The 14,665-nt window shown below is 77.1% G+C and carries 6 protein-coding genes and 4 pseudogenes; 8 read left to right on the plus strand and 2 right to left on the minus strand.

Translation table 11 applies throughout. The annotated features are described in order from the left end of the window. Positions 1-199: 199 nt before the first annotated feature. The 7 genes and pseudogenes from ACSMXW_RS16020 to ACSMXW_RS16050 form a co-directional block, all read left to right on the plus strand. Positions 200-1,831, plus strand: a pseudogene (locus ACSMXW_RS16020) (O-antigen ligase family protein); the annotation flags it as partial. Between the two features lie 824 nt (positions 1,832-2,655). After that, the gene (locus ACSMXW_RS16025) at positions 2,656-5,121 is read left to right on the plus strand and encodes a lipid II flippase MurJ (RefSeq protein ID WP_485808081.1); all 2,466 of its coding nucleotides are present in this window, start codon (positions 2,656-2,658) and stop codon (positions 5,119-5,121) included. 136 nt (positions 5,122-5,257) lie between these two features. Next, positions 5,258-5,926, plus strand: a pseudogene (locus ACSMXW_RS16030) (polysaccharide deacetylase family protein); the annotation flags it as partial. 263 nt (positions 5,927-6,189) lie between these two features. Continuing rightward, positions 6,190-6,954 (plus strand): annotated as a pseudogene (locus ACSMXW_RS16035) (glycosyltransferase); the annotation flags it as partial. A gap of 1,386 nt (positions 6,955-8,340) precedes the next feature. Continuing rightward, on the plus strand, positions 8,341-9,954 hold the full coding sequence (locus tag ACSMXW_RS16040; RefSeq protein ID WP_485808082.1) for a glycosyltransferase: 1,614 nt from the start codon (positions 8,341-8,343) through the stop codon (positions 9,952-9,954). Between the two features lie 230 nt (positions 9,955-10,184). Next, positions 10,185-10,799 (plus strand): annotated as a pseudogene (locus ACSMXW_RS16045) (YveK family protein); the annotation flags it as partial. Positions 10,800-10,951: 152 nt separating this feature from the next. Continuing rightward, on the plus strand, positions 10,952-12,250 hold the full coding sequence (locus ACSMXW_RS16050) for a GNAT family N-acetyltransferase (RefSeq protein ID WP_485807156.1): 1,299 nt from the start codon (positions 10,952-10,954) through the stop codon (positions 12,248-12,250). Positions 12,251-12,464: 214 nt separating this feature from the next. Here ACSMXW_RS16050 and ACSMXW_RS16055 read toward each other — a convergent pair whose 3' ends face one another. Together ACSMXW_RS16055 and ACSMXW_RS16060 are read right to left on the minus strand one after the other, a co-directional pair. Further along, positions 12,465-12,974, minus strand: a complete 510-nt coding sequence (locus tag ACSMXW_RS16055) for an LPXTG cell wall anchor domain-containing protein (protein ID WP_485807157.1) — start codon at positions 12,972-12,974, stop codon at positions 12,465-12,467. Between the two features lie 279 nt (positions 12,975-13,253). Further along, on the minus strand, positions 13,254-13,457 hold the full coding sequence (locus ACSMXW_RS16060; RefSeq protein ID WP_485807158.1) for a hypothetical protein: 204 nt from the start codon (positions 13,455-13,457) through the stop codon (positions 13,254-13,256). 207 nt (positions 13,458-13,664) lie between these two features. On the opposite strand from ACSMXW_RS16060, the gene ACSMXW_RS16065 reads away from it, so the two are divergent. After that, the gene (locus ACSMXW_RS16065) at positions 13,665-14,633 is read left to right on the plus strand and encodes an LCP family protein (RefSeq protein WP_485807159.1); all 969 of its coding nucleotides are present in this window, start codon (positions 13,665-13,667) and stop codon (positions 14,631-14,633) included. Positions 14,634-14,665: the final 32 nt, after the last annotated feature.

Here is a 14,665-nt window from a genome sequence, read left to right on the forward strand (position 1 = left end):
GCGGGCGGGGCGTTCGGAGCAGGCGGGGCGGGCGGGGGTTGTCCGGTGGGGGACCGTGCCGGGGGGCGCGGGGGTTGTCCGTACGGTGTCCGCGCGGGGGTCGGCGGGGCCGGCGGGGCCGGCCGGGTTGGCGGGGCCGGCGGGGCTGGTGCGGTGGGCTCCCGCTCGGGGACGGGCGGCGCTCGGCGGGTGGCCTTCCGTGCGGGTGCGGAATGCGCTCGTGCGATGGGGGTCCGCCCTGCCCGTGGTGGCACTGGTCGCGGCGCTCGGACTGCCCGCGCTGCCGGGCGCCGGCGGTCATGGGCCCGGTTCCGCGCTGCCCGGTCCCGGTTCCGCCGGTGCGCTCGGCGCCTCGGGCGGCCAGGGCGGCACGGCGGCCGACGCCGTGTCGGCGCTCGTTGTGCTCTGCGCCGCGCTGCGCGCGGTCCGGCTGGCGCGCCGGCCGCTGACCAGGACCGCGGCCGTGGTCCTCGGCCTGCCCGTGCTCGGCTTCGCGGTGGCGGCGACCGGCGCGCCCGACACCGCCACCGGCCTCGCCGGGCTCGCCCGCTACCTCCAGGTCTTCGTGCTGGTGCCCGCCGCGGTGCTGCTCCTGATCCGCGACCGGGCCCAGTTGCGCCTGGTGGCCTGGGCGTTCATCGCGCTCGCCCTGTGGGAGGGGGGCCTCGGCGTGCTCCAGTACGCCACCGGCACGGGCGCCTCGTACATGGGCTCCGACGTCCGCGCCGTGGGCACCTTCGGCGCCGGCGACGTGATGGGGATGGCGACCACGGTGGCCTACGGCCTGGTGTGTGCGGTGGGGGTGGCCCTGGGGACGGGCGGGGAGACGGGGGCACGGACGGCAACGGGCCGAGGAACGGGGACGGGCAGGGGGACGGGCAGGGGAACGGGGACAGGGACGGGAACGGGCACAGGGGCGGGCCGGGGGCCCGGAGAGGCGGGAGGACCCGCGGGCGTCCCGGGCCCGGAGCCGGAGCCGGAGCCGCGGCCGGAGTCGCACGCGAAGGCGGGGCCGGGGGTGGGGGCGGGGCTCGGGCTCGGGGTCGGTCGGGGTCGGGGGACGGTCGCGGGGTTCGGCGCGCTCCCGGTCTTCGGCGGGCGGGAGCGGGCGGCGGCACTGGTGTGTGCGGTGCTGCTGGTGGTGCCGCTGGCGGTGTCGTTCAGCCGGGGGGCATGGATCGCCACCGCCGTGGCGTGCGGGGTGCAGCTCACGCTCACCGGGCTGCGCAGGGCCGTGGCGGTGGGCGCCGCGCTGGCCGCCGCGCTGGTGGTGCTGGTCGGCGGGGTGGGCGTGGGCAGCTCGATGCTGGAGCAGCGGCTGAGCAGCATCACGCACGTCGCGGACGCGCCGGACCAGTCGGTCGTCGACCGGTACACGATGTGGTCCGCGGCGCTCGGCATGTGGCGCGAGCACCCGTTCACCGGCGTGGGGCTGAAGGGCTTCCCTGCGTACCGCGACAGCCATGCCTCCCTCGCGCTGTCCTCGGGCAGCGACACGGAGGGCGCGGGCGCCGCCTTCCGGCGTCAGCCACTGCTCTCCCCGCACAACATGTACCTCCTGGTGCTCGGCGAGCAGGGCCTCCTGGGGCTCGCCGGGCTGGCAGGGTGCTGGGCGGCGCTGCTGGTATGCGGGCTGCGCAGGGCCGCGGCGGTCGGGCGGTCGCCGAGCCGGGCGCGGGGGGCGTCCCGGGCCGGACGGGGCATGGACTGCGCGCTCATCGCCTGCGGACTGCTCGTCTGGCAGCTCGTGGACTTCGGCTACGCCGACATCGGCGGCCCGTCGACCGTCCTCACCTCGGTCGTCCTCGGCGTGGCGGCGTGGTGGGCCGTGGGAACGGGGGAGCCGGGGGCAAGGGGGCCGGGGGAGGCGGTGGCGGCAGGCGACGCCGCGAGAGGTGCCGGGGCCTCCGGTTCGTCCAGGCCTGCCGGGGTGCCCCCGACGCCGCCGCAGCCCCGGACAGGGGCGCGAGCAACTGCGCGACCAGCCCCCACCCACCCGCACCCCGAACACGGCAGAAACCACCCGACGAGGGTGGCGACACACCAGCGCGAAGCCGCCGCGGAAACCGGCGCATCCAGGCCCCCTGACCAGGCCCCAGTCCCCCCAACACCACCCCAGCCCCGGACAGGGGCGCGGGGAACTGCGCGACCAACCCCCACCCACCCGCACCCCGAACACAGCAGAAACCACCCCTCGGGGACGGCGACGCCCCAGCGCGAAGCCGCCGGAGAGACCGGAGAGACCAGGAAGACCCGAGAGACCGAGGTGACCGGAGAGATCGGGGTGACCGGAGAGGCCAGGGAGACCGGAGAGACCGGAGCATCCGGGTCGGGCGCCGGGTCCACAGGACCCGGGACCGTTTCCCGAACCGGGACCGTTTCCGGGGCCGGGCCCGGCCCCGGGGCCAGGGCTCGGGCCGGGTCACCGCCCGGGACCTGCAAGGGCTCCGGAGCAGCGAGTGTGCCCGAAGCCGAGGGCGCGGCGCGTGGCCCGGGAGCCAAAGGCCCGGGTGGCCCGGGAGCGGAGGGCCGACGCGGCCAGGGATCCGGGGAAGCGGAGGCCGGGTGCGCGGGAGCGGGGCGGTGACCGTGGACAGGGCGGTGCCCTTGGAGAAGGCGGTGACCGTGGAAAAGGCGGTGACCGTGGAAAAGGCGGTGACCGCGGACCGAGCGGCGGCGGGCGCCCGTACGGGCGCAGCACGGTGGTCCCTCGCACGGGCCGCCCTGGTCACCGCCGGCCTGACGGTGACCGGCGCGCTCCTGGGCCTCGGCCGCGACCGCGCGCTCGCCCACTTCTTCGGGGCCGGCGGCGACACGGACGCCTTCCTGGTCGCCTGGACCATGCCCGAACTCGCCGCGACACTCCTCATCGAGGACGGCATGGCCTTCGTCCTGGTGCCCGCGTTCAGCATGGCGCTGGCCCGCCGCGGAGCCGGAGCCGCCCCGGCCCGTGCCGACCGCCGGGACCCGGTCCGTGCGCTGGTGGCCGCCTCCCTGCCCCGCCTCCTGCTGGCCCTCGGCGCGGCGGGCGCGCTGCTGGTCGCCGGGGCGCCGCTGCTCGTGCACGCGCTGGCGCCGGGCCTGCCCGAACCCGGCCTCGCCGTGGACTGCACCCGGCTCACCGGCACCTGCGCGGTGTCGTTCGGCCTCGCCGGGTACTGCAGCGCGGCCCTGCGCGCGCACCGCAGCTTCGTCGCGCCCGCGGCCATCTACGTGGTGTACAACCTCGGGATCATCGCCGCCATGGCCGCCTTCGGCGACCGCCTCGGCGTCCGCGCCGCCGCCCTCGGAGTGGCCTGCGGCGGCTTCCTGATGGTCGCCGTCCAGATCCCGGCACTGTGGCACGCACTGCGGCGGAGGAACGGCGCGGGGGCCCGCACCCCGGAGGCCGGTCCCGCGGATGCGGCCCGTCCCCCACGAACGAGTCCCGCCCAGGCGGGTCCCGCGGAAGCGGCCCGTCCCACGGAGAAGGATCCCACGGAGGCCGAGGCCCCCCGGCAGGGACGCCCACGGACGACCCCCGACGCCGACGCCGGCACCGGCAACGGCAACGGCACCGGCACCGGCAGCAGCACCAGCAGTGACGCACCCGCCGCACCCGCCGCCTCCGCCACACCCACCCGACCCACCACGCCCGCCGCCCGCCCCCGGGCAACCGGCATCGAAACCGGACTGGTCGCCTGCGTCCTGCTCTTCGCGCTGTGCCGGCAGTCGCAGGTGCTCGTCGAGCGGTACCTGGCCTCCGCGCTTCCGCCCGGCGCCATCTCCCACCTGAACTACGCCCAGAAGGTGGCCCAGATCCCGATGGCCCTGTCGCTCATGCTCTGCACCGTCACCTTCCCGGTGGTGGCGCGGGCGCTCGCCGAGGGCGACACCACGCGGGCCAGGGAACGCATGGAACGCGACCTGCTGCTGGCCGGCTGCGTGGTGCTGCTGGGCGCCGCCGCCCTCGTCTCCTGCGGCCCCGCCCTGCTGGAACTCCTCTTCCAGCAGGGCGCCTTCACGGCCCGGGACACCGCGGCCACCGCGGACGTCCTGCGGGTGTACGCGCTCGGACTGCTCGGTCACACGCTCGTCGGCGCCCTCGTCCGCTGCCACTTCTCCGCGGGCCGCCGCACCTGGCGCCCCCTGGCGGCGATGGTGGCGGGCGCGCTCGCGACCGCGCTGCTCGGGGCCTGGGCCGTGGGCCCCTGGGGCGTCCGGGGCATCGCCGCCGCCAACGCGGCCGGCATCACCCTCACCGCGCTGCTCCTGCTGGCCGGGGCCGGCCGACGAAGCTGGCCCGGGCGGGGCAGACCCGGGCGGCGGGGCGGACCCAAGCGCGGCAGACCCGGGCGGGGCTGGCCCGGGCGGGGCAGACCCGGGCGGGGCACGACCGACGCGGGCGAGGCCGCCGACGCCCGCACTCCCGCCGGAACGGGCGGCCCGGCCGACGTGGGCCTCCCCGGCCCAGACGGCTCCGGACCGGCGGTGCCCCCCACCGCCACCGTGCCCTCCGTGCCCGCCACCGCCACCGTGCCCGCCGTCCCCGCCACCGCCACCGTGCCCACCGCTGCGGCCCTGCCCGCCGCGTCCGCCACCGCCCCCGAGCCTCGCGAGCCCGCCACCGCCACCGCCACCGAACCCACCGCGCCGGTCCGGGCCCGGCGCGTGCTGACCGGACTCGCCGGGCAGGTGCCGGCGGCGGCCGTCGCGGCCGGTGCGGGGCTCGGCGGTGCGCGCTGGGCGGACGCGTACGGACCGCTTGCCGCGGTGGCGGTGTCCGGCACGGCCGTCACCGCCGTCTACGGGATGGTGCTCGCGGCGCTCCACCCCCGCGCCGCCGCCCGGATCCTGCGGGCGGCCCGCCACAGGCCGCGCCGCCCGGCCGGCCCCCGCCCCCGCGTCCCCGGCCTCGCCCGCACCCACACCCGCACCCCCGCGGGCCCCCGGCCGACCGCGCTCCCGTCTCCGGCCGCCTCCCGGGCCACGTCCGCCGCCCCCGCCGCCCCGTCGCCAACCCCCTCCCCCTCGCCCTCCCCCTCGCCCTCCCCACCTCATGTGCGCGCCCCGGACCCGTCACGTTCGCCCTCCTCGCCCCCGTCCCCGTTCCTCACTGGAAAGCACCCCCATGTCCGCTGACACGCGATCCGTCCCCTCGCCGCCCAGGAAACCGTCCGCAGCGTCCGCAGCGTCGGCCCCGTCCCCAGCGTCCGCAGGCCCGAGGCGCGCGCCCCGTGCCATGTGGTGGCCGTCCGGGGCGCCGCCTTGGGTGGCGATGTACCACTCCGTGGCCGACCGCACCGAGGACCCGTACCGGATCACCGTCACCCCCGCCCGCCTGGACGCCCAGCTGGGACTGCTGCGCCGGCGCGGGCTGCGCGGCGTGGGCGTGGCGGAACTGCTGGCGGCACGGGCCGCGGGCCGGGACCGCGACCTGGTCGGGCTCACCTTCGACGACGGCTACCGGGACTTCACCGAACAGGCCCTCCCGCTGCTGCGCAGGCACGGCTGCACCGCCACCGTCTTCGTCCTGCCCGGACGGCTCGGCGGCGTCAACGCCTGGGACGCGCGCGGCCCGCGCAAGCCGCTGCTCGACGCGGACGGCGTCCGGCAGGCCGCCGACGCCGGCATGGAGATCGCCTCGCACGGCCTGACCCACATCGACCTCACCCGCGCCGACGAGGCGCTGCGGCACGCGGAACTCGTGCACAGCCGCACGTTGCTCGGCGAGCTGACCGGGCGTGAGGTGCGCGGCTTCTGCTACCCGTACGGCGCCGTCGACCCGGACACCGCGGACGCCGTGCGGCGCGCGGGCTACGCGTACGCGTGCGCCATCGCGCCCGGACCGCTGGCGGGCGTCTTCGCGCTGCCGCGGGTGTACGTCGGCCAGCACGACACCGGTGTGCGGCTCACCGTGAAACGGCTGCTGGCACCGCTGCGCCGCCCCCTCCCGCGCCTCCCGTCGTCCCCGTCGCTCAGCCCGTCGTCCTCGTCGTCCCCGGCGCTCCCCGCGCGCGCAACCGCCTCGGAGACCCACCCCGGAGGCGGAGGCCGGGGCCCCACGAACCACACAAGCCCCACGGGCTCTGTGTCCCCCGTGTCCCCCGTGTCCCCCGCGTTCCCCGCGTTCCCCGCGTTCCCCGCGTTCCCCGCGTTCCCCGCGTTCCCCGCGTTCCCCGTGCGCTCCGTTCACCCCGTGGAGGCGCCATGAAGGTGCTGCATGTCATCACCGGTCTCGGCGTGGGCGGTGCGGAGCAGCAGTTGCGGCTGATGCTCCAGCAGCTGCCCGTCACCGGCGACGTCGTCACCCTCACCGATCCGGGCACGGTCGCCGAGGGCCTTGCCGCGGACGGGGTGCGCGTCACCCACCTGCGGATGACGGGCAACCTCGACCTGAGGGTCCTGCCCCGTCTGGTCAAGCTGATCAGGGATGGCCACTACGACCTGGTGCACACCCACCTGTACCGGGCCTGCGTCTACGGGCGGGTGGCGGCCCGGCTCGCCGGGGTGCGGGCGGTGGTCGCCACCGAGCACTCCCTCGGTGACACGCTGATGGAGGGCCGGCGCCTCACGGCAGGGGTACGGACGCTGTACCTCGGCACCGAACGGCTGGGGCGCGCCACGGTCGCCGTCTCGCCGACGGTCGCCGAACGGCTATGCCGCTGGGGCGTGCCGCCCGAGCGCGTGCACCTCGTGCCGAACGGCATCGACGCGGCCCGTTTCCGCTTCGACCCCGAGGTGCGGTACCGGGCGCGGCGGCTGCTCGGCCTGCCGGACGACGTGTACGTCATCGGGGCGGTGGGGCGGCTGGCGCCCGGGAAGCGCTTCGACATCCTGCTGCACGCGCTGACCGCGCTGCCGGACGAGTGCGTGCTGCTGCTGGTCGGCGGGGGTCCCGAGGAGGTGACGCTGCGGCGCACCGCCTCGTTGCTGGGCATCAGCGAGCGGGTCGTCTTCGCCGGTGAGCGACCATATCCGCCGCCCGAGCCGCCGGAGTTCCTGGCGGGCGCCGAACGCCTCGGAGGGACGGGGGCCGCCCCGGGAGAGGGGCGCTCCCGTGCGGGGGCCCGCCCCACGGGCCGGGCCCCGGAGGCGGGTTCGCGCGCGGGGTCCGGGGGTCCGGCGGGACGTGCGCCCGGGCATCGGCCGGCGGCCCCGTTCGGGGAACGGGGCGGGGGCGACGGTGCGGGCGGTCACGGCGGCCGCGGGGGTTCCGACGGTCCCTGGGCGCACGGTGGCCCCGACGGCCGCGGAGGGCACGGACGCTCGGGCGGTCCCGGAGGGTACGAGAGGTACGAGGGATACGAGGGATACGAGGGATACGAGGGATACAAGGGGTTCGACGGGCGCGGGGGGCGGAGTGGGCGGCCGGCGGGACCGGATCCGGTCGCGGAGGCCGGGTTCCGGACGAGCCGCGAGCCGTTCTCGGAAGGGCCGGGCGCGGCGAGCGGGCCCTCCGCGGGAGACGGTCCGGCCCCGGGCGGCCCCGCCGCGGGGAACAGGCCCTCCCCGGGAGGCGGGCCCTACAGGGGGAACGGGCCCCACCCGGGAAGCGCGGGGAACGGACCCCACCCGGGAGGTCGGCGGCCCTCCCCGGGGGACGGGCCTTACGCGGGAAGTGGTCCCTACGCGGGAAGCGGTCCGGGGAACCGTCCGTACTTCGGGAACACCCCCTTCGCCGGAGGCCGCCTCTTCTCGGGTGGCCGCCGAGCGGACGACGCCGCCCGGCCGTGGTACGGCAACCACGGCGACGACCGCCGCACGGAGTACGACCACCGGGCGGGCGACGGCCATCCGACGGGGCACGTCCGCCGCGTGGGGGAGGACGGCCGTCCGGTGCCTGATCACCGAACGGGTGACGACCGCCGCCCGGGAGCCGACGGTTATGGGGGCCATGCTCCCCGGACGGAGCACGACTCCCGTATGGGCCATGACTCCCGTCAGGGCTACGACTCCCGGCTGGGATACGACCCGCGCCAGGGAAACGACCCGCGCACGGGTGGTGCCCGTGCGGGGGAACCCGCATACCGGGCTCCGGACGACTACCGCGCGGGGCTCGACGCTCACCGCGCGGGCGAGGTCCGCCGTTCCGGGTACGACCCCCGTTCCGGGCGCAGTTCCCGGCCCCTGCACGGCGAGCCTGCTGGGCACGATCCCTTCGCCGGGGATCCCCTCGCGGGTCCCGGGGACCTGTGGGGTTCCGGCTCGCTTCCTGAGCACGACGGCCCCGCGGGACGTGCGCGCGGGGCGCGCGGAGGTTCCGGGCAGGGCGGCCAGGGCGGCTCAGGCGGGCGCGGTGAGCAGTCGGCCATGGCCGACCTCGCCACGGCACGCACGCTGCCCGCGCTGCTCGCCGCCATGGATGTGCTGGCCTCGCCGTGCGAGGAGGAGACGTTCGGACTGGCGGTGGTGGAGGGGCTCGCGGCGGGGCTGCCGGTGCTCTACACGGCCTGCCCCGCACTCGACGACCTCCCCCCGGCGGCGGCCCCCGGCGCACGCCAGGTGGCCAGCACCCCGCAGGCCTACGCCCGGGCGCTGTACGAGCTGAGCACCGCCGGCACCATCCGCTTCCCGGTCCCGGACGCCGTGCACTACTACGGCATCGAGCAGAGCGCACAACTGCTGATGCGGGTCTACTCGGCCGCCCTCCACGACCCGGCCGAGCGCGCCCGAAGACGCCCGCGGCCCGCCCCGGAGCCCGTCGAGGAACCCAAGTCCACCGAGCCCACCGGCCCCGACGCCCCAAGCGACGCGACGGCCACCGCCCCGGAGCCCGGCACCGATGGATCCTCCACACCGGAGCCCGGCACGGGCACCGCCCCCACCGCTCAAGAGAACGAGAACCCGAAGCAGCGTCAGGAGCAGAAGCCGAAACAGAAGCGACGCCGACTGCCCCGCATCCCGCAGCTCCGCCAACAGCACACCAGCAAGGAGACCACCCCCGAAACGAGCCCGGACACTGCCGCCACCGAGGCCACACAGCCACCCGCCACCGACCAGAACAAGAACCAGCAACACGACCAAGGCCAGGACCAAGGCCAGGACCAGAAGCAGAGCCAGGACCAGGACCAGGACCAGGAGCAGAAGCAGAAACGACGCCGACTGCCCCGCATCCCGCAGCTCCGCCGACAGCACACCAGCAAGGAGACCACCCCCGGAACGAGCCCGGACCCGACTGCGGCCAACACCCCACAGACACCCGCCACCGACCAGAACAAGAACCAGAGCCGGAAGCAGAAACAGGACCAAGGCCAGGACCAGAACCAGAACCAGGGCCAGGGCCAGGGCCAGAACGAGGGCCGGGGCAAGGGCCAGGGCCAGAACCAGGACCAGGACCAGAAACGACTCCGGCTGCTCCGCATCCCGCAGCTCCGCCGGCAGCGCACCGCCGCCACCACTCCGGAACCGGGCAAGCCCCCGGCCACCTCCCCGGAACCGGGCAAGCCGCCCGCCGTCGCCCCCGAACCCGTCGAGGCCCCGGCCGCGGCACCCCCCGGGGCACCGCCCACCGCCCCGGAGGCCGGCAGCCTCCCGCCTCCCGCCCCCGTCCCGCACCCCGACCCGGGCCCGGACGCGGCCGCCGCACCGCCAACCGCGGACGCGCCAGACACCACCCCGACGTCCAGCACCACAACCGCACCCGCACCCGCACCCGCACCCAAGCCCGACCCGAGCCCCAGCACCGGCACCGGCACCGGCACCGGCACCAACGCCCACGCCCACGCCCACGCCCACGCCGCATCTGACGCCGAGCCCGGCGCCGCGTCCGCCCCCGTGGCACAGGCCGGGCCGGAGGCCGGAACCGGGGAGCAGCCCGGAACCGGGGCGGAGGCAGAGCCCCCGCCCGGTCCGCCCTCCGCCGCGCCCCCCACCGCCCCCGGCACACCCGAAGCCGACGGGGGCGGCCCGGGTGCCGGCCCCGGCACCGACTCGGGTGCCGACTCCACCTCGTTGGGAGTGAGTTCCCCATGACCCGAACCCGTGGCAGACGGCGCGCTCCTGCTGAGCAGCCCGCGGCGCAGCCGGTCCGGGCGAAGCAGCCCGTACCGGCGAAGCAGCCCGTACCGGCGAGACAGCCCGCCCCGCCGAAGCAGCCGGACCCGCCGGAGCGCACCACACCCGGGCAGCCCGCGCCGGGCGCCCCCGCACAGCCGGCCGACCAGCCCGTGCGCATCCCCACCCGGCTGCGCCGGGCACGGTGGCTGCCGGCCGGCGGGGCACGGCACGCGCGCCGGAACCACCGCCGGCCGGCGTGGTGGCCGCTGCCCGCCTGTGCCGCGCTCGGCGCCCTCGCCGGGGGCCTCTACGGCGTGGTGAAGCCCCCGCAGTACACGGCCACCAGCTATGTGCTCGCGGTGCCCGTCAACAAGGCGGACTCGGCCCGCGCGCTGGGCTTCGCGCAGGCGTACGGCCGGGTCGCCACCCAGGTGGCGGTCCTCGGGGACGCCCCGGTGTGGGCCGGGGTGCCGGTGCCCACCCTGCGCAGGAGCGTGCGTGCGGAGACCTCCCCGGACGCGCCGATGATCGCCATCACCGCCACCTCGTCCCACCTCGGCAGGACCGCCGACATGGCCAACGCGGTCTCCCGGACGCTGATCGCGCACGCCAACCGGACGCGGGGCGACACGGACGTGCGGCTCGTCCAGTTCTCCCGCGCGGTCGACCCCGTCGAGCCCTCGTCCGCGTCCGCGCCCGCCACGGCGCTGGTGGGCGGCTGCGCGGGCGGGCTGCTGGGTGGCCTGGCCCTGCTGGCCCGCCCCCGGCGCCACCCGGACCAGGTACCACCCGCGCTGCCCGGCCCCACCCCCACCACGGACCTCACCCCCACCACGGACCCCATCTCCACTACGGACCCCATCCCCGCCACGGATCCCGCCGGCACCACGGACCTCACCACCGCCGCGGGGGTGGCCGCCACCGGGGCCCCCGCCCGCACGGACGTCTCGGGCGACCTGGAGGGGAGCCGTCGATGACGGGCCCGAAGACCACTTCCCACGCCCTCCCGCCCCACCCCCACGCCCAGACCGGCACCCCGGCCCACGACCCGGACGGTCCCGCTGACCACCCGACCCACACCCCCGACGACCCCACCGACCACCCCGCCGGCACCGGGGCGCGTGCCGGTGTCGTCGCCGCTCATCTGTGCACGTCCGCCGAGGAGTTCGCCGCGCTCGGACCGGAGTGGGACCGTCTGCACGCCCGCTGCACACCGGCCACCCCGTTCCAGACGCACGCCTGGCTGCACGCCTGGTGGCGTGCGTACGGAGCGCCGCGGCACGGTCGCGGCCTGCGGGTGGTCCTGGTGCGCGCGGCGGGCGCGGGCGGGGGCGGCGGACTGCTCGTCGGGGCCGCCGCGATGCTGCGGGCCCGGTGGCCGGTGCCCGCCCTGGTGCCGCTGGGCGGCGCGATCTCCGACTTCTCCGACGTGCTGCTGGACGACGCCTGCGCCGAGCAGGCCGCGCCGGTGCTGGCCGAGGCGCTCGGCGCGGTCGCGGGCGGCGCGCCGATCGACTTCCGTGAGGTGCGGCCGGGCGCGGCGGTGGAGCGGGTGTACGCGTGCTGGCCGGGCCCGCGCCGGACGCTGCCCGGCTCGCTCTGCCTGGAGTTGCCCGCCGTGCCGATGGACGGTCTTGTGGCGCGGCTGCCGTCGTCCCGGGGGCAGCGCGTCCGCTCGAACCTGCGCAAGCTGGCCGCGCTGGGCGTCGAGCGCCGTGTGGTGCCGCCCGAGGAGGTGCCCGGCGCGCTGCGGGTCCTGCTCGACCTGCACCGGGCGCAGTGGCAGGGCCGGGGGCGGAAGGTGACGCGGGAACACCTGCGGCCGCGGTTCGCGGCGCACCTGGAGGAGGCGGTGGGGGCCATGGCGGCGCGGGGGGCGGCGGCGGTGACGGAGTTCCGGCTCGACGGGTCGGTGGCCGCGGTCGACCTGACGCTGCTGGCGCCCCGGCTGGCCGGGGGCTACCTGTACGGCGCGGATCCGCGGCTGCGGGAGCGGAAGGTGGACGTGGCGACGATGCTGATGCACTCGGGGACGCTGCATCTGGCGGCGCGGGGCGCGCCGCCAGAGGGCCCCGGTGTGCTGAGCCTGCTGCGCGGCGACGAGCCGTACAAGCACCACTGGCGGCCGGAACGGGTCGTCAACCGGCGGCTCCTGCTCGCCGCCGGCGGGCGGGGCGCCGTCCTGCTGACGGTGGCGGCCTGCGCGGCGACGGCCCGGGGCCGGGCCAGGGAACTGCTGCGTGCGCGGCCGTCCGCGGTCTCCGGCCGGTGAAGGGGCACGGGGAACTGCGCGCGCAACCCGCCACCGGCCACCAGCTTTCGGCCGGAAGACGACGGAGACAGCCCCTTCAGGCCGTCCCCCACGGCCCGAGGGACGTGGGAGGTGCCCCCGGAAGCGGAGGCCTCGGCGTGGCCGGGCACGCAGTTCCCCGCGCCCCGCAGTTCCCGGCGCCCCTGCCAGGGCGCCCCTGGCGGGGGCGGGCCGGTTACCCGCGGGCCGCCGCGCGGCCGCGGCGGTACAGGATGCCGCCGCCGGCCAGCAGGGCCGCGCCGAGGCCGCCGGCCACCAGCGTGGTCGGGTCACCACCGGTCTCGGCGAGCTGCGGGGCCGCGGCCGGCAGGGTGCGGGCCTGGTGGGCCGCCGGCCGCTCCGGCGCGGGCGCCTGCGGCCGGGGGGACTCGGGCCGCGGGGCCTCGGGGTCCGGCGATCCGGGGGTGGCCGGCTCCTCGCCGGGCTCCTCGCAGTCTTCCGGGTCCGCCGCGGAGCTGTTGCCCGCGACGTCGCCGACGGTGATGCAGTCGTCCCGGGACGCTCTGCCGGTGTCGCCGATGGTCACGCCGTCGTCGCAGACGTTCACCGGGCCGCGCACGGCCGTCGGCAGGCTGTCGGCCAGCACACCGGGCGTGTCCGACACGATCGTGTCCACGTCCGCGTCGGCGAACGCATAGCCGCCGGGCACGGACAGGATTCCCGTCACGGCCGCGGCCGTGAGCATTCCCTTACTGAGGACCTGTCGCAATCTAATCGTCTTCCTGCTCGCAATTGGGAGCCGGCCTGTTCGGCTGACCGTCCAAGTCCGGCACTGACACAGCCTGGCTGGCTGTCACAGCTGCCACGTACCGCGCGAGCACGGCCGGCCGTGGAAACGGCAGGGCGCCCTGGGCGATTCCCGTTTTCTTTTCTGCTTTTCGGGACAACGCACGCGCACGTAGGCACTGGCGCCTGTTCAACTGTGCCGCATCCAAATGGTTTCGGGTGCTCACCCGGTCGGTGTTCACAAACCGCCGCCGCGCGGCCAGAAATCCCGGGACACAATCGCGTTCCATTCCGGGTCCGGCCGCCCCGGCAGCGTCCTGCCCTGGCGGCGCCAGGCCTCGAACAGCGCGTCATAGACCGGCTCCGGCACCCGGTTCTCGGGGGTTCGCCGACTCTCCGGAATCCATCTCCGATGTTTCCCGTGGCCCTGGGAACGGGTCATGGCGCCTCTTCTCCCGGCATTGACACAAACGAGTCCTCAAGGCGCGCCGCAACGGCTGTGCGCCCACACCATCGGGATATCGGTCATACGATTGTTGGGCTTAAGGGGAACCCGGCCGACCGCATAGTGGAGTGCATGGTGAAACACATGATGGAAAATCATAAGAAATCACCGCCCACATATCGCGGGAACCGACGGTCGCCCGCCGTGCTCACCGCCACCGCACTCATTGCCCTGGCCGCCGGAATCGGCGGCGCCTCACTCGCACTGCCTCGGGGTGACCAACGCGCGGACGGCCTCGCCGGTATGCGGGACCGTCCGAATGGCGGACCCGGTACCAATATCCTGCTGATCGGCACGGACGGCCGCGGGCCCTCCCGGGGCGGCCCCGGGGCCACCGCGGACGGCCGCGGCCCCTCCGACCTGATGCTGGTGCACGTCTCCGAGGCGCACGACCGCGTGAGCGTCGTCGGGCTGCCCGGCGGCCTCTATGCGCGCGTCCCCGCCCGCCGCGGCCCGGACACCGGCGGGGCGCCGGCCGCCCGGGCGGTGGAGGACCTGACGCACGTCCGGGTCGACCGCCACGTCCCGGTGGACGCCCGCCGCCTCACCGCAGTCGTCGACGCCCTGCACGGCGTGGAGGTGTGCACCGCACGCCCGCTGCGGGATCCCGGCGCCGGGCTCGACCTCGCCCCGGGGCGGCACCTGCTGGGCGGCGCCCAGGCCCTTCGGTACGTCCGCGCCGGGGAGCCCGGCGCCGCCGGGGAGGCGGGCCGGATCCGGCGGCAGCAGGGGTTCCTGGTGGCTGTGCTCAGCCGGCTCGCCGCCGGGCACACCCTCGACGCCCCGGCCCGCGTGGCCCGCCTCGGTCGCGTCCTGCTGGGGACGGCCCGCGCCGATGGGCGGCTCACCGTGCCGGAGCTCGTCACGCTCGCCGGGGCGCTGCGCCTCGTGGGCCCGGGTGGCACGGAGTTCGCCGTCGCCCCGGCGCCCCCGGGCCGGCCGACGGCCCCCGGCGACGGCGCCGTGGCCCGTGGGGACCGGCCGGGGGCCGCGGCCCTCTTCGCCCGTCTCCGCACCGACCGGCCGCTGACCGGCCGCGCCCCCGGCTCCGGCCCCCACCGCACCGGCGAGGGCCCGGCCCCGGTCTCCGGTACGGCCCTGGCCTGCCCCTGACCGGGTCCTACCCGCGTTTCCCGGGCGGCGGG

The sequence above is a fragment of the Streptomyces sp. DSM 116793 genome (assembly GCF_057320905.1).

Coding starts and splice junctions, on each gene's coding strand:
- ACSMXW_RS16060 (WP_485807158.1), bottom strand. CDS start 13,457: ATGACCCGTTCCCAGGGCCACGGGAAACATCGGAGATGGATTCCGGAG.
- ACSMXW_RS16055 (WP_485807157.1), bottom strand. CDS start 12,974: ATGCTCACGGCCGCGGCCGTGACGGGAATCCTGTCCGTGCCCGGCGGC.
- ACSMXW_RS16040 (WP_485808082.1), top strand. CDS start 8,341: ATGGATGTGCTGGCCTCGCCGTGCGAGGAGGAGACGTTCGGACTGGCG.
- ACSMXW_RS16050 (WP_485807156.1), top strand. CDS start 10,952: ATGACGGGCCCGAAGACCACTTCCCACGCCCTCCCGCCCCACCCCCAC.